Source organism: Pirellulales bacterium, assembly GCA_036499395.1.
Taxonomy (GTDB): Bacteria; Planctomycetota; Planctomycetia; order Pirellulales; family JACPPG01; genus JACPPG01.
This window is the reverse complement of the sequence record DASYDW010000098.1, coordinates 15,653-36,510: the sequence shown is the minus strand read 5'-3', so window position 1 is coordinate 36,510 and position 20,858 is coordinate 15,653. Positions and strand designations below refer to the sequence as shown.

General features: G+C 59.7%; 14 protein-coding genes. 6 read left to right on the top strand and 8 right to left on the bottom strand.

Going from position 1 to position 20,858, the window contains the following annotated elements:
• Positions 1 to 55: 55 nt before the first annotated feature.
• From VGN12_17825 to glgP, 4 genes are all read right to left on the bottom strand, one after another.
• A complete protein-coding gene (locus VGN12_17825) occupies positions 56 to 1,063 on the bottom strand; it encodes an alpha/beta fold hydrolase (protein HEY4311313.1) in 1,008 nt (335 codons plus the stop codon).
• A gap of 19 nt (positions 1,064 to 1,082) precedes the next feature.
• A complete protein-coding gene (locus VGN12_17820; GenBank protein HEY4311312.1) occupies positions 1,083 to 2,120 on the bottom strand; it encodes a fatty acid desaturase in 1,038 nt (345 codons plus the stop codon).
• Positions 2,121 to 2,399: 279 nt separating this feature from the next.
• Entirely contained in the window at positions 2,400 to 3,458 is a 1,059-nt protein-coding gene (locus VGN12_17815; GenBank protein ID HEY4311311.1) for a choice-of-anchor A family protein, read from the bottom strand.
• A gap of 675 nt (positions 3,459 to 4,133) precedes the next feature.
• Complete coding sequence (glgP, locus tag VGN12_17810; GenBank protein HEY4311310.1) at positions 4,134 to 6,800, bottom strand: alpha-glucan family phosphorylase; 2,667 nt, start codon at positions 6,798 to 6,800, stop codon at positions 4,134 to 4,136.
• A 474-nt stretch (positions 6,801 to 7,274) separates the two neighbouring features.
• Here glgP and VGN12_17805 point away from each other — a divergent pair, with 474 nt between their 5' ends.
• Entirely contained in the window at positions 7,275 to 8,654 is a 1,380-nt protein-coding gene (locus VGN12_17805) for a 6-phosphofructokinase (protein ID HEY4311309.1), read from the top strand.
• A 14-nt stretch (positions 8,655 to 8,668) separates the two neighbouring features.
• The gene (ppc, locus tag VGN12_17800; protein ID HEY4311308.1) at positions 8,669 to 11,503 is read left to right on the top strand and encodes a phosphoenolpyruvate carboxylase; all 2,835 of its coding nucleotides are present in this window, start codon (positions 8,669 to 8,671) and stop codon (positions 11,501 to 11,503) included.
• A 37-nt stretch (positions 11,504 to 11,540) separates the two neighbouring features.
• On the opposite strand, the gene VGN12_17795 is transcribed toward ppc, so the two are convergent.
• The gene (locus VGN12_17795; protein HEY4311307.1) at positions 11,541 to 12,548 is read right to left on the bottom strand and encodes an alpha/beta hydrolase family protein; all 1,008 of its coding nucleotides are present in this window, start codon (positions 12,546 to 12,548) and stop codon (positions 11,541 to 11,543) included.
• 267 nt (positions 12,549 to 12,815) lie between these two features.
• Here VGN12_17795 and VGN12_17790 point away from each other — a divergent pair, with 267 nt between their 5' ends.
• Positions 12,816 to 13,847, top strand: a complete 1,032-nt coding sequence (locus VGN12_17790) for a glycosyltransferase family 9 protein (GenBank protein ID HEY4311306.1) — start codon at positions 12,816 to 12,818, stop codon at positions 13,845 to 13,847.
• A gap of 132 nt (positions 13,848 to 13,979) precedes the next feature.
• Here the strand turns inward: VGN12_17790 and VGN12_17785 are convergent, their stop codons facing one another.
• On the bottom strand, positions 13,980 to 14,582 hold the full coding sequence (locus tag VGN12_17785; GenBank protein HEY4311305.1) for a DUF4254 domain-containing protein: 603 nt from the start codon (positions 14,580 to 14,582) through the stop codon (positions 13,980 to 13,982).
• A gap of 364 nt (positions 14,583 to 14,946) precedes the next feature.
• Between VGN12_17785 and VGN12_17780 the strand changes: the two genes are divergently transcribed.
• Positions 14,947 to 15,252, top strand: coding sequence for a DUF4404 family protein (locus VGN12_17780; protein HEY4311304.1), 306 nt, complete (start codon positions 14,947 to 14,949; stop codon positions 15,250 to 15,252).
• Between the two features lie 57 nt (positions 15,253 to 15,309).
• On the opposite strand, the gene VGN12_17775 is transcribed toward VGN12_17780, so the two are convergent.
• Entirely contained in the window at positions 15,310 to 16,125 is an 816-nt protein-coding gene (locus VGN12_17775) for a hypothetical protein (GenBank protein ID HEY4311303.1), read from the bottom strand.
• Between the two features lie 314 nt (positions 16,126 to 16,439).
• Between VGN12_17775 and panB the strand changes: the two genes are divergently transcribed.
• Positions 16,440 to 17,240, top strand: a complete 801-nt coding sequence (panB, locus tag VGN12_17770) for a 3-methyl-2-oxobutanoate hydroxymethyltransferase (protein ID HEY4311302.1) — start codon at positions 16,440 to 16,442, stop codon at positions 17,238 to 17,240.
• A gap of 104 nt (positions 17,241 to 17,344) precedes the next feature.
• Positions 17,345 to 19,408: a thioredoxin domain-containing protein gene (locus VGN12_17765; protein ID HEY4311301.1), complete on the top strand. Its 2,064-nt coding sequence runs from the start codon at positions 17,345 to 17,347 to the stop codon at positions 19,406 to 19,408.
• On the opposite strand, the gene VGN12_17760 is transcribed toward VGN12_17765, so the two are convergent.
• On the bottom strand, positions 19,377 to 20,822 hold the full coding sequence (locus VGN12_17760; protein ID HEY4311300.1) for a dockerin type I domain-containing protein: 1,446 nt from the start codon (positions 20,820 to 20,822) through the stop codon (positions 19,377 to 19,379). The two genes, VGN12_17765 and VGN12_17760, sit on opposite strands and share 32 nt — an antisense overlap.
• Positions 20,823 to 20,858: the final 36 nt, after the last annotated feature.

Genomic DNA, 20,858 nt, shown 5'->3' with positions numbered 1-20,858 from the left:
GTATAGGCCTGCCGCGGCCGCGAAGACACTTGTCGATCGGCAGCGTGCAGGATTGCTAGGCAGCCAGCAATTCGGCGATCGCGGCACGGATGAATGCTTCGTCAGCCGGGCTTTTCTGGGGATTACCTGCGCGGTGCCCCCAGAGGGAAGGAATGGAACGAAACTGGGCGTGCGGAATGAGGCGTGATTCGGCCAGGGCGTCTTCGGCCGTGAAGTACAAATCGGTAGCCGAGGGCATGATCAACGTGCGCGCCGTAATCGAACCAAGCGCGCGCGGCAAGTCGCCGTGATACCGATCGTTATCGCTGATATCGGACCGTTTCCAGGTTTCGATCATCGATAGTAGGTTGCCGGCATCGCGGCGCAAAAAGCTGGCTTCCCAATCGCGGATCAGAAAATCCTCGAGCGATGCATAACCGATCTCACGGTACAGTTGCTCGCGGTAAAAGGCCTGTGACAAGGCCCAGCCTGCGTAGACGCGTCCCAGGGTGCGCAATCCGCGTTCTGGTTTAGTGGTGAAGCGGTGGCCATTCCAGGCAGCGTCTGCGGTCAGCGTGGCTTGAATCCCTTCGAGAAACACGCGATTGTGAATCGAGGTCTTGGCCGAGCTGCAAATTGCCGCGATGCGCTCGACGCGATCGGGATACAGGGCGCCCCAGTGCAGGGCTTGCTGTCCTCCCATCGACCAACCATAGACCAATGCCAGGCGTTCGATGCCTAGGACTTCGTCCAGCAACCGGCGCTGCGCCCCGATATTGTCGACGTGCGTGAATGTTGGCCACGGACGGTCACTCCACTGCTCGCCGAGATTGCTAGGCGAAGTTGATAGTCCGTTACCGAACATGTTGACGATGATCACGAAGTACCGCGTTGGATCAAGAATCCGATCGGGCCCGATCAACCATTCGATGTCCGGATGCTGCGCCCCGTAGGACGTCGGATAGAGAATGGCGTTCGATTTCGCGGCGTTGAGCTGCCCGTAGGTCTGGTAGGCAAGCTGCGCTCGGGGAATTGTCTCTCCCGACCGCAAGAGCAGGGTATCGAACTCGACAATTTCCACCACGATCCCCCTACCCCGCGGATCAAGCCTGGGCCGTTTCCGAAGGTTCGCGCACCGAGAGCGAATGGACAACGCTACGATTTGCCGCCGTGTAGCTGGGCGCCAAGTGCATCAACCGTTCGCGCAATTTCCGATGGGCGCTCGGCAACTGGTGAAACGGGATCGACGGATACAGGTGATGCTCGGCGTGAAATGGCATGTTCCACATGTAGAGCCGCACCGGCCAGGCCGTGAGTGTGGTGCGCGTGTTGGTAAGACCGTTGGCGTCTTCGCTGCAGCCGGTATGCTCGACAATCAGCATGGCTCGCAACAGCGGCTGCGCCAGCAGGGCCGGCAAAAACCAGTAATACAAAATTGCCGTGTTACGCGTGGCGAGCGAAACCGCGATCGCCGCAAAGTAAACGCCGACCTGCGCCGCACCAGATAACGTCACGGCGCGGCGAGAATCGTCGGTAATGTAGGGCAAGTGCCGCGTTCGGCCGCAGGCGATCATTACCAATTCGCGCGGCTTGGCGAACCAAAATGGTAGGCCGCTCACGTGAATCACGTAATCCAGCACGTGCCGTGGGCGCGGCGTGGATAACTCGGGATCGCGCTCGAGGTCTTGCGTGTAGCGATGATGCCAGGTGTGATAGCGGCGGTAATAGGTCGCGTTGTAAAAGCAAATCAGGCCCGCGATCCAGCCAAACAGATCGTTCAGTTGTCGTGTCTTGAACGCCGTGCGATGGATGCATTCGTGCATCGGGGCAAACATCGTCACGATCCCGAAACCATGCAGGATCATGGCGGGAATCAGCAAGTACCAATGCGGCCGGGCCAGCCAAATCAGTGTGCCGGTCGCAAATAAGCACGCCAGGTGCGTGCCGAAGCGCAGAAATCCTCGCGCGTCCGAGCGCTGACTGAGGCCGCGGACGATGTCGATCTCAAGGACGTGCCGGCCCGGCAGCCCGGCAGTACCCATGTCTCCCGGATCGCTGGCTGTCTCGCCCGTTGAAATGGCGGAATCCGACGATTCACTTTCGGCCGTTGGTTGACCAATACAGTCAGAGGGACGCGGCATAACAGAATCCCAGCAGGAACGAGAGACGGTGCGTCGCGCGCGAACCGCCTGCTGGGAAGCCGCCTGAAGGTGTGCCAGGACGCGTAACCCAAATCCGCGCTAACTGACGTGATTGTATCTGGACGACTTCGACGCGACAACCACGACCATCGGTGCGCGATCATTGGCCTCGTCTATCAATCGGGCAATTAGGACCAACAAAAAAGGCGTGCCGTGCATTGGCACGACACGCCTCGATTCGAATTGCAGTCCGATCTGTCGATTACGGATCAGAAACGCCTACTTGCCTGCGCGGCGACGATACGCCTTGATGCCCGCAAACGCTGCCAAGCCGCAAGCGGCCAGCACGAAGGTCGAGGGCTCGGGAATCGGGTTGACCGGCAAGTTACCGACGAACAGGTGCAGATGGCTTTCGCCTTGACCCGTAACGCTCTGCGCGATGAGGCTGCCGTTGATCTGCCCGCCCGCAAAATTCACGGCCGCATTGGGGGCCAAAATCGTCCCCTCGATGCCAATCTGGTTTACCGTCAAGCTCGTGGCTTGCGAGAAGTTGTACAGCACGTGCTGATTGTCGACGCCCGCGAGCGAGATGCCCATGCTCTGGAACGAATCCGCAGTGCCGTCCACGTTTACCACCACGGTCGATCCGGAGGGAGCCGAAATCGACAGCCCGTGGTTGGCAGCAGCCGCGAGTTGGGCGCCAGTTACGTCAAAGACGTACAGTCCCTGCGGTCCGGTTGCCGTTAACGACACAGCCTGGAAGTTAATTGCCGTGGTGCCGTTCGGCGTCAGAGAAGCAAGGTAATTCGACTCATTCTGCAGTTGCGTCTTGACGCTGGCGAAATTAAACGGCAGCGGCGTGACAGTAGCCGGATTCTGGTTGGAGGGAAAGTAGTTCGGCGCGGAATAGGTTCCGAAAACGTCGACGGGGCCATTGATCTGGCCACCACTATTGCCAAACGAAGCGTTGCCGTTAACGGCCAACGAGCCTTGGATCGTGGGTCCCGTCCAACTGACGTTACCGTTGACTAGTACATTGCCGCGTACGGTATTGAACTGATTCGAGAGACTGCCGCCGACGATCAAATTCGTCGTCGAGCCTGAGGCCTGCGTGCCGATCGTCCAGCCGCTGGCGCTGAAAAATGCGTTTCCACCGACGGCTACGCGCCCTTCGGTATCGCTATTGCCTTGTGTGTCGTCGCCGAAAACGAAGATGTTGAAATCTCCGGCGGGTCCAAGAGCTACAGGACCTGCAAACGCCGGCATCACGCCAAGCGCTGCACAGAGCAGGACCGAGAGTCCTGCAGAAAGACCGAAATTACCTCGCGACCGATTCACTGGCATTCTCCGTTCCAAATACTACTGACCACAACCGCCTTGTGCAAACTCTACCGAAGTCGCGCAAGACAGACAGGAGCCATCCCGTGGATCCTGTGTTCACACCAGCTTTGTCGACAAGTCAAAAAATAACGACCCCCCTGCCGGGCCGCGTGCAAGACTTCGCCGATCGAGTGAGGCGAGTTAGAAGCGTTACTTCTGTGAGAATCGGAAGCATAGAGGAAATACCCTAGCTCGATAGTCCGGAGAATCGTTCCAGGAATCAGGCTGTTTCTGCATGCGCATTTCCCATGTTAGTAGAGAGACCCTAATGACTTACGAGATGTTCCACGTCCAACATTTTGATGGTGGAATTCATCGAAAACTAATCGCTTAGGCTGCAAATAGAAAACAGCGCGAACGAATTCCCCGCTCTCGAAATCATGAAAAATAATTCGAAAATCGGACGTAAAGCGCAGTGAACACGCAGCCGTTTAAAGGACGACCACCTGAGTATGAATCGATCGGCGCAGCGAATAGCAACACGCGGCCGTTACGATTGCCAACGAGGCACAGCGACCAATGAAAAGAGTGCTGACGGGTCAGCACGACCACGGGCGCGGCGTTCGGAGCGGAAAGAAAGAATGGAAACGTGCGCGCGCTGTCGCGCGACACGTTATCCATTTCAGGCGAGAACTAGCGCACGCCACTCGAGCGCCCGCCGGCCGCGGGGATGTAGCACTTCTCGACGTAATCGCGCACCATGCGATCGGCATTGAAGCGCCAGCCAAGCGTGCGGATCGCGGCCTTCATCCGCGCGATCCAGGCGATCGGCAGCCCATCCTGATCGCGGTTGTAGAACAGCGGAATCACCTCGTTGGCCAACACGCCGTACAGCGAGTCGGCATCGAAGCGATCGTGGACGTCGGTCAACACATGCGTGTCTCCCGTGCCGACGGCGAAGCCATTGTTGCCATCGTATGCCTCGGCCCACCAACCATCGAGGACCGAGAAATTCAGCCCGCCGTTGAGCACCACTTTCATGCCGCTGGTGCCCGAGGCTTCCAACGGACGACGCGGCGTGTTGAGCCACAGGTCGACGCCCTGAACCAGGTGCTCCCCAACGTTGATGTCATAGTTCTCGACAAACATGATCTTACCGAGAAACTGCGGATCACGCGTAAACTGGGCAATCTCCTGCAGGACCTCCTTGCCGGGGATATCGCGTGGATGCGCCTTACCCGCGAAGATGATCTGCACCGGTAGTTGAGGGTCGTTCAGCAGGGCGGCAATTTGTTCGAGGTCCTGGAACAGCAGGTTCGCCCGCTTATAGGTGGCAAAGCGCCGGGCGAAGCCGATGGTCAGTGCGTCCGGACTCAGTGCGCGTCCCAGCCGCTGAACAGTCTCGCGCGGCTCGCCTCGTTGCTCGGCTTGCCGCATGGCACGGCCACGGACAAAGCTGATCAGCTCGCTTTTCAAGACCTGATGCGTTTCCCACAATTCGCCGTTGTCGATCGAGGGAATTTTGTCCCAAAGCGTCGGATCGCTGCTGCGGCGAATCCATTCGGGCCCCAGGTGCCGATCGTACAATTGCCGCATTTGCGGTGCGAGCCAACTCGGAACATGAATTCCGTTGGTAACATGATCGATGGGCACTTCGTCTTCCGAGCGGCCAGGGTACAAACACTGCCACATAGCTCGGCTGACGTCGCCGTGCAGGGAAGCCACGGCGTTCGCGCGGCGCGAGTTCTTTAGCGCCAGCACCGTCATGCAGAAATCCTCTTCCGGGTTGCCGACGTCGACCCGCCCTTGTGACATTAAGTCGTCGGCGCTGACGCCCAATCCGTCGCGCAGCGGGCCCAAATGTTCTTCGATCAGCGACTCCGGAAAACGGTCATGGCCGGCCGGGACCGGTGTGTGCGTTGTGAAAACAACTTGTCTCGCCACGCGGCGCCGCGCCTCTTCAAAGCTGATCCCTTCGCGCTGCATCCGCTGGCGGACCATTTCTAGGCAAGCGAAAGCGCTATGTCCCTCGTTCAGATGCAAGACGCCTGGGACGATGCCCAACGCCTCGAGGGCGCGCACTCCGCCGACACCCAGCAGCAATTCCTGGCGAATGCGGACGCGTTGGTCACCTCCGTAGAGCCGGGCCGTTAGATCGCGATCCTCGGGTGCGTTGCCATCGACGTCCGAATCGAGCAGGTAGAGCGTGTTACGGCCAACAGAAACTCGCCAAACACGAGCGAATAGCTGACCGGTTCGCGTCTCCATCGCCACGGTAATAGGACGCTGGTCACGTCCCAGCGCCAACTCCATCGGCAATTTTTTGACATCGACTTCCAGGTAGTCTTCGCTCTGCCATCCTTCGGTTGTCAGGTGCTGGCGGAAGTATCCCTGGTCATAAAACAGCCCCATTCCGACAAGCGGCACGCCCAGGTCGCTTGCGCTTTTGAAATGGTCGCCGGCCAGGATCCCGAGTCCACCCGAGTAAATGGGCAACGACTCGTGCAAACCGAATTCGGCCGAGAAATAAATCACGGGCCGGGCGCGTAGCACACCGGCATGGGCCGCGCCCCAGGTGTCGTCGGATTTGACGTACTCCTGAAAGCGGCGGTAGGTGTAATTCAAGCTGCTATGTAGCACGTGCCGCCGCGAGCGCTCTTCGAGCTGTTCCATCGAGATTTCGCTCAACAGCGCGATCGGATTGTGATCCAGCTCGCGCCAGCGGACCGGATCCAACTCGCGAAAGAGCGACTCGGCAACCGGGTCCCAACTCCACCATAGATTCCGCGCCAAGGCCCAAATACGTTCGTAGGCCGGGGCAATAAATTGCTCGAGAGTCCGCGCCTCGGTGACGATCGGCGCGACCTGGTTGGCCGCTGCGACCATCATGGCTGTTTCGTCACGTGAAAAGCTACGCGAGTCGCGCGTTTGCACGACCAGCACTCCCTGAATCACGCCCTGATCCAAGAGCGGCACGCCGACAAACGAGCGATAGGGCTCCTCGCCAGCCTCGGCGAAGTACTTAAAGCGAGGGTGACGCGGGGCATCGTCGACGACAATCGGCCGCAACTGCTCGGCAGCTAGGCCAGTTAGCCCTTCGTGCAGCTTCATCGAAACGCGGCCAACACTTTCCGGCCGCAGGCCAACGGTGGCCGCGAGGACCAGATTCGCCCGATCCGGCTTGATCAGGTAGATCGAGCAGACGTCGGTCTGAAAATGCTGTTGGATCGCCTGGACGACGCTGTTCAATGTGCCGGCCGGATCTCCGGCACCGGGAACAAGCTGATTGAGGGCCTCGATGGTCGAGGGAGCGGAACTTGCGATTGTAGGGTCCACGGCAGGATGATCGAGCAGGCTCATGGTGGATGCTTCCCCGAGGGCTAAGGGAGCGAGGGCGCAAAACGTCTCTGTGCCGCCCTCTGCGTCCGCCGCATGAGGCACTTTACATGCCGCTCGCGCGAAACCATTTCGCAACCGACACATCCGGGCCAATTTGGCCCGTCATAAAGTCAATGCACCACGGCACAAATCGATCGTCAATTGCCCGACTGCACGGCGCGCAAAAATCGACAGGAACGCGCGAATCACTAATCTTCCCGCCGTGACTGCTAATGCTGTAGGCAGTCACCGCTCAAAACTTCACCCGTGCAACTTGCTATTCCGGCCACGAAGCCAGGTCTTACCCAGGCCCGAAATGCGGTCGCGCTCTGCAAACTGCGGTGGCGCTAGTGCTTTTCTTCGCCAATGACGCCGTGGGTCGCGGGCGCCGGTAGCTTGGTACGGCCTTTGCTTCTGAAAGGCGGGCTGCTTCGACGTCACCCTGAACACAAACGCATGAAACGCATCGGCATTCTTACCGCCGGCGGCGATACGCCCGCTCTCAACGCCACGATTTACGGGGCCGTCGTCCGGGCAAATCAATGCAAAATTGAGGTGCTGGGCTTCATCAAAGGCTTCAGCAGCCTATTCAACCCGCGGGTTCCTCACCTACGGCTCAACCCGCTTTTCACGACGATTCCCGAGCTTAACCCCAACTATGGTGGCACGATCATCGGGGCGTCGCGCGACTACGTCGACCCTCGCGACCGTGGCACGATCGAGGAAATCGCCGATCGGATGAAACGGCTGGGGGTCGAGGGGCTGATCTGCATCGGGGGCGACGGCACGCTCAGCGGTATGCAGGTCCTCTCCGACTACTTTCCGACGGTCCTGGCACCAAAGACGATCGATAACGACCTGGGACTGAACTATCGGCACGAGCCCGACGAGTGGCAGCGCGAGCCGTGCGAAGCTCCGCCCGGATATCGCTACCAACGGACACCCTCGCGGACGAAATTCGAACTCGACCACGTTATCAACTACGTTACGCCCGGCTTTGCCACGGCGGTCTATGTTTCGGCCGGCGGCGTGCAGCGCATTCGCACCACGGCTGAAAGCCATCGGCGCATCGCGATTGTAGAAGTCATGGGCCGGCATTCCGGCTACCTGGCCCTGGGCTCCGCCTATGGCCAGCCGGACATGGTGCTGATTCCGGAAGTTCCATTGAACGTCGATCGCGTCGTCGAGCGCGTCATTGAACTTTACGAGTTGCAGAAGAACGTCGTGATCGTTTGCGCCGAAGGAATCGTTGACGAACACGGACGAGAGTTGGGCGCCATCCATAATTCCACCGATCCGGCCGGAAACAAGATCCTCAGCGGCGCGGCCGAGGCACTCCGGCAGGTCCTCATCGAACGGATGGGAGACAGCTACTTCACCAGTAAGCGGCGCAACGAATCAGCCCGGGCCGCGATCTTCACCCGCAAAGTCGGCCACACCCAACGTGGCGGACGGCCGATTCTGTTCGATTCGTTTTACGCCACGCAACTTGGTGGCCATGCCTTGGATCTGCTGCTGCAGGGACAGGTGAATGGCGTCGCGATTCTGCAATATGACCGCGAGCGTGGATTTTACGTTAGCGGCATCAACGGCAACGACTTCCGCGATCGCTGGGGAATGATTCACGCACGGCAGGCACATGCCTCGTTCTACGATCCGGAACGGCTGGGACTGTCGCGCACGGGCATCGATTATTTGCTGCCGATTTTCAACAACGCACTTGGCCTCGATGACCTGGAACATGTGCGGCAAACGATGTTTCGGCGCAGCAATCTGGCCGAACCCTACCATTCGGTCAACGTCGACGTTAACAAACGCATCTGCTTTCTCGACTGACGGATGTTTCTTTTATGGCGGAAGCCCTGATTGCCCAAACGGAGTTGGCAGCCCGATTCGAGCCCCGTCTGGCGGGGAAGAACGGCGCCCCGCTGGCGGAAGAGCCTGGCCTGGAGTTTGATACACGCATGCTCGATCGAGTGCTCGATGAGACGATCCTTCGTCTCGAGGGGGAAGAAGCGTTTCGGCTGGTCGACGAAATTCGTACCGCGGGCCAGGAGCTGCGGGCGACTCCCTCGGTCGATGCGGCGCGGGTTTTGCGAGACCGGCTGACGAAGCTCGACCTGCGCCAGCTACGAACGCTGTCGCGTGCCTTTAGCCTGTATTTCGATCTCGTCAACCTTACTGAGCAACAGGCCCGCGTCCGCGCCTTGCGCAATCGAACCGAGCAAAACCCAGGACAACCGCTGCCGGAAACAACGGCCATCGCGCTCTCGCGGTTGCGCGATCGCGGCTATTCGGCCGACAAGATCGCGGCACTTTTGGATCGCGCCTTAGTTCGTCCTGTATTCACGGCTCATCCCAGCGAGGCCCGGCGGAGGACCATTCTCGAAAAACTCGATGCTATCGCCAGCCAGCTCGATCGGCTGGAGTATTGCCAGTTACTGCCCGTCGAACGTGCCGAGGCGATGTCGTCTATCACAGCCGAGGTCGAGGCCTTTTGGTTCAGCGACATCGTCCGCAACGAACGCCCGACCGTCATCGACGAAATCCGCCACGGATTGGGCCTGGTCAGCGACACGCTCTTCGAAATCGTGCCACGTGTCTATCGTGACGTGGAAGAAGCGCTCGCGGGCACTTTCCCCGACGACAAAATGCCGGTGCCACCGCTGTTGAGATTTGGATCTTGGATCGGCGGCGATCGCGATGGAAATCCCCACGTTACGCCCGAGGTGACGCGTGAAGCGGTTCGTTTGCATCAGGAAACGATCCTCAAGTTCTACCTGAAGCAGGTGCGCGAGCTTGGCCGGCGATTGAGTCATTCGAGCCATTTCCTCGAGCCAGGAGCGGCGCTGCGTGATTCGTTAGCCGTTGACGAAAAGCTGCTTCCCGAGGCGATTCGTCCCGGAGAGCTTGAGCCGTACCGCAAAAAATGCCGCTTCATTGCCGCACGTCTACAGCGCACTTTAGACAACCTGAAGACGACCACTCCCGATTGGTATCGGGACGCAACGCCGCCGGCGCCGGGCGTCTATCGGGACCCCTCGGAGTTGCGCGCTGATCTGACTCTGATCGGCGACGACTTGCAAGCCTCGCGAGTCTCGCACCTGGCTGCGGGACGGGTGCGCGACCTGACGCGGCAGGTCGACGTGTTCGGGCTGCACATGCTGTCGCTCGATGTTCGCCAGCACGCGAATCGGCATAGTCGGGCCTTGGAGGAAATCTTCGATTGGGCTGGCGTGTGCCCGCGCTATTCGAAACTGACGCCCAACGAGCGCTTCGAATTGCTCGAGAACGAGCTGGCGCAGAACCGCCCCCTGCTTCCCGCGCATTTGCCTTTTACGCCCGAAACGCGCGAAGTCGTGCAGACGTTTCGAACGATCGCGTCGATCCTCGAAGGGCAATGCAGCGAGGCGATCGATACTTACATTACCAGCGGGACGAGCGAGCCAGGCAATATGCTCGAAGTTCTGCTGCTGGCCCGCGAGGCAAGACTCTTCCGCCCGGCCGACGGTGTCAGCCGGCTGCAGATCGTGCCACTACTGGAATCTCTGGAACCATTGCGCGGCGCGGTACCGTTCGTGCAACGACTACTTAGCCAGCCGGTCTATCGACGGCATTTGGAACTGCGTGGCAACATTCAGGAAGTCATGCTCGGTTATTCGGATTCGAGTAAAGAGGCGGGCTTCCTGCAATCATGCTGGTCGATTTACAAGGCACATCGTGACCTTGGCGAATTGATGCGCCGCACGGGGGTGACGATCCAGATTTTTCACGGCCGTGGCGGATCTGTCGGCCGCGGTGGCGGTCCCGCCAACCAAGCAATCCTGGCCCAGCCGCGCGGCGCCGTGAATGGCCGCATTCGCATCACCGAACAAGGGGAAATGATCGCCGATCGTTACGGCCGGCCGGCGATCGCGCATCGGCATCTGGAGCAGGTTCTCAACGCTGTGCTCCTGGCGAGCTTCCCGGAAGAAGAACAGGTCGACCCGAGTTGGGATTGGGCGATGGAACGATTGGCGGCCAGCGCCTCGCGCCATTACCGCAGCCTGGTTTATGAGACGCCTGAGTTTCTTACCTATTTCGAACAGGCCACGCCGTTTGCGGAAATCAGTCAACTAAAGATTGCGTCGCGGCCGGCGTTCCGCGGCGCGACGCGCACCATCGACCAGTTGCGGGCGATTCCCTGGGTGTTCAGTTGGATGCAAAGCCGGCATACGTTGCCGGGCTGGTTCGGCTTCGGCAGCGCTGTTGGGGATTTCCTTCTCGATCACGGTGGCGATGTTGGGCAATTACAGGATATGTATCGACGCTGGCCGCTGTGGCGCACACTGATCGATAATACCCAGATGATTTTGGCCAAGGCCGACCTGACGATAGCCCGGCTGTATGCAGACCTGGTTCAGGACCAAGCGCTCGCCGATGAAATATTCCGTCGAATCGAAACCGAATTCCACGCAACCGTGGACTTCGTCCTAAAGATCACCGGGCAAGAACGCTTGCTGGAGAATGTTCCGGTGCTGCAGCGCTCGATCGATCGCCGCAATCCGTATGTCGACCCGCTCAGCTTTATTCAGCTGGTGCTACTCAAACGGCTGCGCGCTGGCGAGGAGCCGCACGCCGAGTTGCTCACCGCCGGGCTGGAGAGCGTCAACGGCATTGCCTCGGGCCTGAAGAATACGGGCTGAAGCAACATGCGTTTATTCACGACGCTCGCCTCAGCCGTTACTTCGCGGCATTCGCCTGCGCGTTGTCGTTTTGGAAAAACTTCGTGACACGCGTCAAGCCGTCGAAAATAAATCGCATTGCCGAGTAATGGCCGGCGTCCAACCAGACGATTTCGGGCTCGCCAAAGGCGTGCCACAAAGCCTCGGTGCAAACCTTGGGAATGATCTCGTCGTGGGTGGCGTTGAGCATCAGGATCTTGCGACCGCGCACCTTGTCGCCGTAGGTGACCGGGTCGATTTGCTTGATGATGTCGTAGAATTCCTCTTTGTTGCCGCCGCGCGCCAGCCAGCGCTCGCGCACTTCCTTAACCTCGGGCGACTCCCAGGCGATTTTCGCCATGTCTCCGCCCGCTAGCATCATGCAGATCTTCTGGAAACGCGGTTCGGCGGTGCCGGCCAGTGCGCTTGTGATTCCGCCCAGGCTAATGCCAAAAACGCCGAGCTGGTTTTTGTCGATGTCATCCTGATCGGCAAGAAAGGCGGCGCCGGTGCGAATATCGAGAATACCCTGCCGCATGTTGGCAACCGTGATCTTAGGATCGTCATTGATCATGCGCATTTCGACCCCCTCGGCGCGGCGCGGTCCATAGTAAGGGAGCTTTACAAACAGGGCCGAGATCCCGTGCTGCGCCAAGTTGCGGCAGAACAAGCGGGACAGGTCGAAGTCCCCCCCCAGGATGTGCAACACGATCACGCCCGGATGCTTACCGGGGCTCAAAGAGCGGAAATATTCGCAGTGGACGGTGTTGTTTTCGGGATGCGGCGTCACGACCGGCGAAGGAAACGTGACGAGCGAGATTTCCATCGCCGTCGAGGCCGTCTTTTGAAATTCCTGCTGGAACTTGAACGTGTGCGGTTCCATGCGGAACAACTCGGCCACGGTCGGCTCCTTGTCCGTGATCTCGAACTTGATTTCCCCTTCGCGCGGCGGAGGCAATGCCTGGGCCGTGGCGACGAAGAGCGAAAAGCCGATCAGTGCCGACAACGATTGGCGCAGGTTTTTCACGGTCTGAATATCTCGTAATGACGGGAATGTTGGGCGGGAATGGTCGATGAAAGGGAACAGAAACCTTGTGCCCTGCGACCCGCTCTATGGGAACCACTATACCAAGCGGTCGACTTGACCGCCCAGAGCCCTGGCGATCGGCGTTGGCCGGCCAGATCACGACGGTCCGCAGGGCGGTAAAGCTCTATTGGCCGATGTTCGGCCGGCGGATTATGATCCCCCACCCCGCCCTGCCCCACCTGCCGTATCCACCGGAGGATTAAGGGAATGCCTCAAGGAAATCCCCGTATCTTGATCGTCCGCCTCAGCGCCATTGGCGACTGCTTGCACACGCTGCCAGTGCTGTGCGCGCTACGAGACCAGATGCCGGGGGCCTTTCTGACCTGGGTCGTCGAGGGGCGATCGGGGGATTTGCTGCGTGAGCACCCGGCGCTCGACGAGCTGGTGATTGTGCCGCGAGGCTGGCTGAAGTCGCCACGGCTGGTTTGGCAACTCCGGCAGAAGCTGCGGCAACTCCGCTTCGACATTGCCATCGACGTGCAAGGACTAACCAAGAGCGCCGTGGCGGCCTGGCTATCGGGTGCCCCGCGCCGCATTGGCATGAAAGGGGTCGACGGGCGGGAAATCAGCTCCTGGATCAATAACGAACTGGTCGAACCACAAGACACCCATGTCGTTGATCGCAACATCGAATTGCTCAAGCCGCTGGGTATCGACGTGCATACGCCTCGGTTCGGACTGCCGCGAACTTCGCTCGAAGAATCGCGAGCCGATCAGATTGTCCGTACGGCCGAGGTGACATCCGGATTTGCAATCATCAACCCCGGTGCGGGCTGGCCTTCGAAACTGTGGCCTGCCGAGCGTTTCGCTGCTGTGGCGCGCTTTCTGGGGCACGACCACGGACTGCCCAGCCTGGTCCTATGGGCTGGCGCCAAAGAACGAGCTATGGCCGAGTCGATCGCCGCAGCCTCGGAGGGACACGCCTTGATGGCGCCGCCGACCTCGCTGCCCGAGCTTGTTTCACTTGCGCGCCGAGCGCGGCTGTTTATCAGCAGCGACACCGGCCCTTTGCACATCGCCGCAGCCGTAGGAACTCCTTGCGTGGCCATGTTCGGTCCGATGCCGGCTGAAAGAAACGGCCCCTACGGCTCCGGACATATCACGCTGCAGAATATGCGGCTGGAAGGAAATAGCCGCAGCCGCCGCACCGCTGGCCCCGAATCGATGCTCTCGATCAGCGTCGACGATGTGGTGAAAGCCTGCGGCAACGCGTTGCGTCGCCGGGCACAAGCCGCGTAAGCAGCTAATCGTCCATTTGGTGTTCACCAGGCTCCGAATTGCAACGAGAATTCATTACTCGTAGCGAATCTCTGGGCAAGTAGCGCGCAGCCGTGCCTTGAGCTCGATGATGGTAAGGACCAAGCGTTGCGGTTAAGCGACTTTCTTTGCCCCGCCGTATAAATACGGGTTCATGGTCGGATCGTTGTACATCTTAAGCTGACGGTAGAGCTGTAGACGCTTACGTCCACTCGAGATGTCGTCGACCAACTCAGCAAGCGCCCCGGAGAGATCGGAGCGCTGTCGCAAGCAGATCGACAACCGATCGGCCGCCTTCTGGCGGTGCTCCTCGGTCGCGTCGGCCCGTTCCATCTGCTCCTGCATGTGATAAATACGCAAAGAGATAATTGATAGTCGATCGACGGCGCTGCCTGGAGTTTCGGTATTCAGGCGCGCTCCTTTTTGCGGAGTGACACCTTCGCGCGACAGCCATTCCATCAGGAACATGTCCAGTCGCTCGATATGATCGTTGCGCTGCTGGTTATAACGGTCGATGGCGCGTTTGACTTCTGCGATGCGGGCATCCGTGACGTCCGTGCTGCGGGCGATGTCCTCTTCGTGCCACAGCAGGTAATTGAATTTGTGCTGTTCGCACGCGACCTGCAGATAGCCGTGGTAGGGATTTCGAACTTCTTGCTGATGCCAGAGAGCGACCGTGCTGGAGTGGAGATCGAGGACGTCCTGAACCCGAAACATAGCGCATTCCTTGCTGTTGAAAGGGCGACTTCGCCAGCGGCCTGCCCAGGGCCTGCAAATCTGGTTCCTGCGATTTCGGTGGCACGTCCGCGAGACGCCCCAGGGCGGCCGGATTATAAAAGAGGTTGGTAATTTTGACCAAGGCGAGTTGGGCCGGAGCCCGCCGCGCGGGAGCAATCGCCAAGGGCTATATTGAAACGGGCGGCACCCGGTTGCCGGATCATGCCGCACTTGTTCGCCGGTCCGTTGAGCCGTATCTTTTGGCCGACAGCGTCATTCCCGCGAACGGGGTGCTCGTAGCCCCGGCGAACCAGGGCCCGAAGGCTGTTTGATGGACAAACTCGCGTCAGAAAACGGAGCAAAAATGGCGGACGAATCGAATAACCTGCGCGAGACTTTGGCACGCTTGCACGACCAATTGCGCGGTGCGCCGAACGTCAGTCCCGAGACACGCACCGCCCTGCAGGACCTGCTAGCAGAGATTCGCGGGCTACTTGAACCGGGTACGTCGCACGATGCGTCAACGGTCGGCGGCACGTCGCGAGCCAAGCAGCATGAATCGATCGTGACACGCTTGGGGACTGCCGAACGTGAGTTCGAGGCCACGCATCCGACATTGGCCGGCATCGTCGGCAGCATCATCGACGCGCTGGGCCGGATGGGCATCTAGTCGTCACACGACGAAATCGATGCCACGATAAGGTTGCGATACCCGTTATTGATCGCCCTATCGTTTGGCGGACTTGGTGGTCTTCGATGACTTCTTCTTTTTCGCGGGAGCTTTGCTCGTCGACTCGAGCGGTTGAGCAAGCGTGATCGTCACATCCTCGCCGAAGACATGCCCCGGCTGCTGCCCGGAAGGGGGTTGCACGGTTCGTCCGCGCACGACAATTTCGTCACCGGCCGCGGCCAGAGTGTAATCGTCGACCTCGACCTTGATTTCAGCTTCCTTCGCCAATTGCACTTTCACCGGCTTGCCATCGGCCATGACCTGCAACTGATCGTCCTTGAGCAGCTTGATAGTGCCGATGACGACGCAGTTTTCGACAGCCGCGCGCTTTGCGGGGCGTTGCCCTCCCTCTTCGTTATTCTCACCGTTCTCACCGCCAGCCGCGGCGGCGGCCGCGATGTCCGAGTCGGAATGAATACCGGGCTGCGATGTTTCGGACTGCGTGACCACGTACAGCACTTCGAGTGGTCCGCTCTTGGGTTGCATGCGCTTGTCGAATTCTCCTTCGAAGCGCACCAAGACCCCCGGCTTCAGGTAGGAGCGGTCGGCCGTCCCATTGCACTGCACATGCGTGAGGTTGGAATCGACAGAAAGATTGAATGCCTGCCCTTCACACTTGATCGCCAAGCCATCGGCCCCGACTTGCTCAACCGTTCCTTTCAGGTCAACGACCGGCAGTTGCATCAACTGCGCTTTACGGACGAGAAAATTCGGATTGTTGTTATTGCCGCTATTGTTGTATTGAGCGTGAACTGTGCCAGCTAGAAACGCGAGCGCGACCGCCGCGGCCTGCCCTGCTGTGTGACCGTTCATCCGTGTCATCATTGCCACCTCTTCCCGCCGGATTCGTAAACCTGCCGCCCAATGGATTGAGCGCCCTGTCGCCGACTCTACGATATCGTCTGGCCGACAACTCGCCAACTATTTGGGGGCTAACGAGTTTCGCCGCGGCGTACACTTGAACGACCAACGACGTCCGTAACGGACTGCCTGTAGTATGGGCCTCGCGGGCAGTAGCATCGGGCGGTTGTCAGCCAAAGCCCCGCTGATAACAATGCCCTCGGCCTGTCGTCGCACGGGGGGCCGCCGGCCATTCCGCATCCACGTCCGCTTTCAACCAGGGTTCCATGAGTAAAGAAGACGGCCCGCTGACGGTGCCAAAGTTCGTGGCCATGAAGGCCGCCGGTCAGAAAATCAGCATGCTCACTGCCTACGACCATGCGATGGCGGGGCTGTTGGACGACGCAGGAGTCGACGGAATCCTGGTCGGCGACAGCCTTTCGATGGTCGTGCAAGGACATCCCACGACCCTCTCTGTGACCCTCGACCAGATGATTTACCACGCCGAAATGGTCGGCCGGGCCGTCCGCCGGGCCCTGGTGGTGGTGGACCTACCGTTTCCGACCTGCCACCTGGGTCCGTATAAGGCAGTCGAAGCGGGCAGCCGTATACTGAAGGAAACCCACTGCCGAGCGGTGAAGTTGGAGGGGGGCGCTGAGCAGGCCGAAACCATTCGGGCCTTGGTCGCCGCCGGTATCCCCGTAATGGCACACTGTGGGCTGCGCCCGCAAAACGTTCACGTTCTGGGTGGATACAAAGTGCAGCGCGAGGAAGAAACCTTGATGGCTGACGCTCTCGCGGCCCAGCACGCAGGCGCCTTTGCCGTGCTGCTCGAGTGCATCCCGACGCCGATCGCCGAGCGGATCACCGCCAAATTATCGGTCCCGACGATCGGCATTGGCGCTGGGCCCGGTTGCGACGGACAGGTGCTAGTCGTCAACGACATGCTGGGAATCACCAGCGGCTATCTGCCGCGTTTTGTGAAGTCCTACGCCGACCTGGGAAGCCAGATTCGCGAGGCGGCAACCCGCTATCGTCAGGAAGTGCAGGACGGCACTTACCCGGACGCGGCGCACTCGTTCAAATAAGAGCAAGCCGTGTCCCCGGGCGCGCGGCTTGGCGCTGTCGCCGGACTTTTGCCGAAGCAGACGCGCTGTTTCCTGCCACGCCCTCTTTCGAAGAACGTGCCCCGATGCCAAATCGACTGGCCAATGAGACCAGCCCTTACCTTCTGCAACACGCCGGAAATCCGGTGGATTGGTATCCGTGGGGCCCCGAGGCGCTTGCGCGATCCGTGGCAGAGGATCGGCCGATTTTCTTGTCAATCGGCTATTCGGCGTGCCACTGGTGCCACGTGATGGAGCACGAAAGCTTCGAGAATGCCGCGATTGCGGCGCAATTGAAGGCCGGCTTCATTTCGATCAAGGTCGACCGCGAGGAACGGCCCGATCTGGATCATATCTACATGAACGCCGTGCAGATGTTGACCGGCCGCGGCGGCTGGCCGATGTCGGTTTTCCTCACACCGCAATTGAAACCGTTCTACGGCGGCACCTATTTCCCGCCGCAAGCTCGGATGGGGATGCCGGGCTTCGACCAGGTGTTAACGGCGGTACTTAACGCTTGGAATAACCAGCGCGCGGAAGTCCTCGCCGCGGCCGATCGCCTGACCCAACAATTGACCGCCATGACCAACATGGCGGTGTCGAAGAAGGCGCCCACCCGCGCGGCGTTCGAAAATGCGCGGCGGGAGTTGGCTCGACTCTTTGACGCGCGCGAAGGAGGATTCGGCGGCGCTCCAAAATTCCCTCATCCACTCGAGCTGCGATTACTGCTGCGACTGTGGTGGCATGATCGGCAGGACGAGACGCTCGATATGGTGCGATTGACGCTCGACAAAATGGCCGCCGGCGGAATCTACGACCATCTCGGCGGTGGCTTTCATCGCTATTCGGTCGACGATCACTGGCTGGTACCGCATTTCGAAAAGATGCTCTACGACAACGCGCTGCTCGCCTCGAGCTACACGGAGGCGTACCAGGTAACAGGCGAAGAGCGTTACGCTCACGTGGTGCGCGAGACGTTGGACTACGTACTGCGTGAAATGTGCGATCTGGACGGCGGATTTCGCAGTACACAGGACGCCGATAGCGAAGGAGTCGAAGGAAAATTCTACGTCTGGCGTCCTGAAGAGATCGAAGAAGTGCTCGGCCCTGACCGGGCTGAAACCTTTTGCCACGCCTATGACGTCAGTGCTGCGGGGAATTTCGAGGGAAATAATATCCTCAACCAGCCCAAGTCGCTCGCCGAATGCGCGAAGATGCTGGGGCGCGATCCCGTTGAATTGAGCAAGGAATTGCAGGAGAGCCGTGCTCGCTTGCTCGAGGTACGAAACCGGCGCGTACCGCCGGCGCTCGACGACAAGGTACTGGTGAACTGGAACGGCCTGATGATCGGGGCCATGGCGCTGGCCGGCAGCGCATTAAACGAGCCTGCTTACGTTGCCGCGGCGGCGAAGGCGGCGGATTTTGTTCTCACGCGCATGCGGCAGGCCGACGGCCGGCTGTTACACACGTACCGCAATGGCCAGGCACGATTTGACGCTTACCTGGACGATTACGCATGTCTGGCCGATGCGCTGGTGACGTTGTACGAAGCCGATTTCGACGAGCGCTGGATTGCCGAGGCCGTGTCGCTTGCGCAGGTTATTCTCGACCGATTTGCGGACAAAGCGTCGGGAGGATTCTATTTCACGGCCGATAATCACGAATCGCTCGTCGCGCGCCCCAAGGATGTGCAAGACAGTTCGACTCCCAGCGCGACCGCGATGGCGGTAACCGCACTTTTGCGTTTGGGAAAACTCACAGGGCGGACTGATTTTCTTGACGCGGCACATCGCACGCTGAACTTGTTCACGGACCTGATCGAACGGCATCCGATGGCGGCGGGCCAGATGCTCATGGCGCTCGATTTCCAACTCGGGCCGACGCCGGAATTGGTACTCATCGCTGAGCCCGGGAACGCGTCTCGTAGCGAGGTGCTGGAAGGTCTGCGACGTCGCTTCTGGCCAAACAAAGTGCTCGCGGCGCGGCCGGGGGGACACGAGTCCGATGTTCTAACGCCGCTCTTTGCCGGCAAGGCCGTCGACGGCCCAACTACTGAGCCGGCGCTCTACGTTTGCCAAAACTTCGCCTGCCGTGCGCCAGTCATCGGCGTCGAGGCCGTTAAAGCGGAGATCGAACGCGTGACGAAATGAGTTTGGATCGCAACCGCGCAACTGCCAACGCGGCACCGGCGACCAGGCTGAGCAAGACTGTCGCCGGTTCCGGCACAGGCGCCATTGTGTTTGCGTTGGCCAAGTCGCCATGTCCAAGTGAAGTCCCCAGCCAATTCGACGAGGCCAGCGCCAGGTCTTGCGCGTTGACGATACCGTCGTTGTTGAGGTCCCCCTGCAGGAAATAGCCGTTATGGCTCCATTGGCTGGCGATCGTGGCCAGGTCCTGGGTGTTAACAATGCCGTCGCCGTTGGCATCGCCGTACAGCGGGATCACTGTGACGCCATTCATCGCCTCAAACGCGGGCCCCGCGCCGTGCGTTGCGTCGGAAAGTAGGGCACGATTGCCGGTCAAAGGATCGATTGTGAGTAGGCCGTTGGCATTGTGTCCCTGAACTGTCATTAGGATTGTGCCAGCCGATCCGATGGCCAACTGCATGGTTCCCGTCGTATCGAGCGGTCCATTTCCTACCGTGCTGCTAGACACGACCGAACGATTGCCCGTCACGGGATCGATGCGAAAAACGCCGTAGGTCGCCGCGTTCGATGATTGACCGGCGCCCGAGACATAGATCTGGCCGCCGTACGCAGCGGCGCTGTATCCCACCGTAAAAGCTGGTCCGGCACCGGCGTTTGCTCCAGAAAGGAGAATTCGGTTGCCGGTTGCCAGGTCGATCTTGAACAGGCCTTGAAAATAGCCCGGGGCAAATAGCGAGTTACCCGAGGCCACCATGCCGCCCATCCATTCCGGCGCAGGTCCTGTTCCGACATTGAAGTTAGAAAATATGGCACGATTGCCGGTTGCTGGATCGACAGTCATCAGACGTCCCGCCAAATTCAAATCACCATTGTTGTTGGCGGCACTTACCAGAATTTGATTGCCTACCTGCCTGGCGTAACCGGCTGCGCCGAAGGCAGGGCCCGATCCGATTTCAGAATAGACCGGGCTAGACGTGGTCAGGCTGTCCTGCGAAATCACGGTGCGATTGCCTGTCGTGGGATCGACGATGTACAGACGCGCCGGGGTCGCGGGCGGAAGACTGTTCGTGGATACTGAATCCGGGACCGGCACCGGCGTATCCGCCGATTGGTAAGGCGTCCCACCATCGGCCACAAGCAACTGGCCGTTGCTCATCACGCTTACGTCGTTGGGATACGTGAACGGCATCCCTGTCCCATGAGTATTGTCGGATAGAATCGTGCGATTACCGGTCGTGGGATCGATCAGCATTAACCCCGGGTCACCGCTAGTGATATCGGCCGTGACGACGATATCTCCCGCAGGCAGGCCCGCCGCGCGACTTTCGGAAATCAGAATTGCAAGTCCAATCATCGAAAGATGACCGGCAACGACGAAAACGAAGACCGATCGCACACCGCTCGCAGTCGATGTCATGGTCGCCTCCGACATTTCATTATCAGACGAATTACG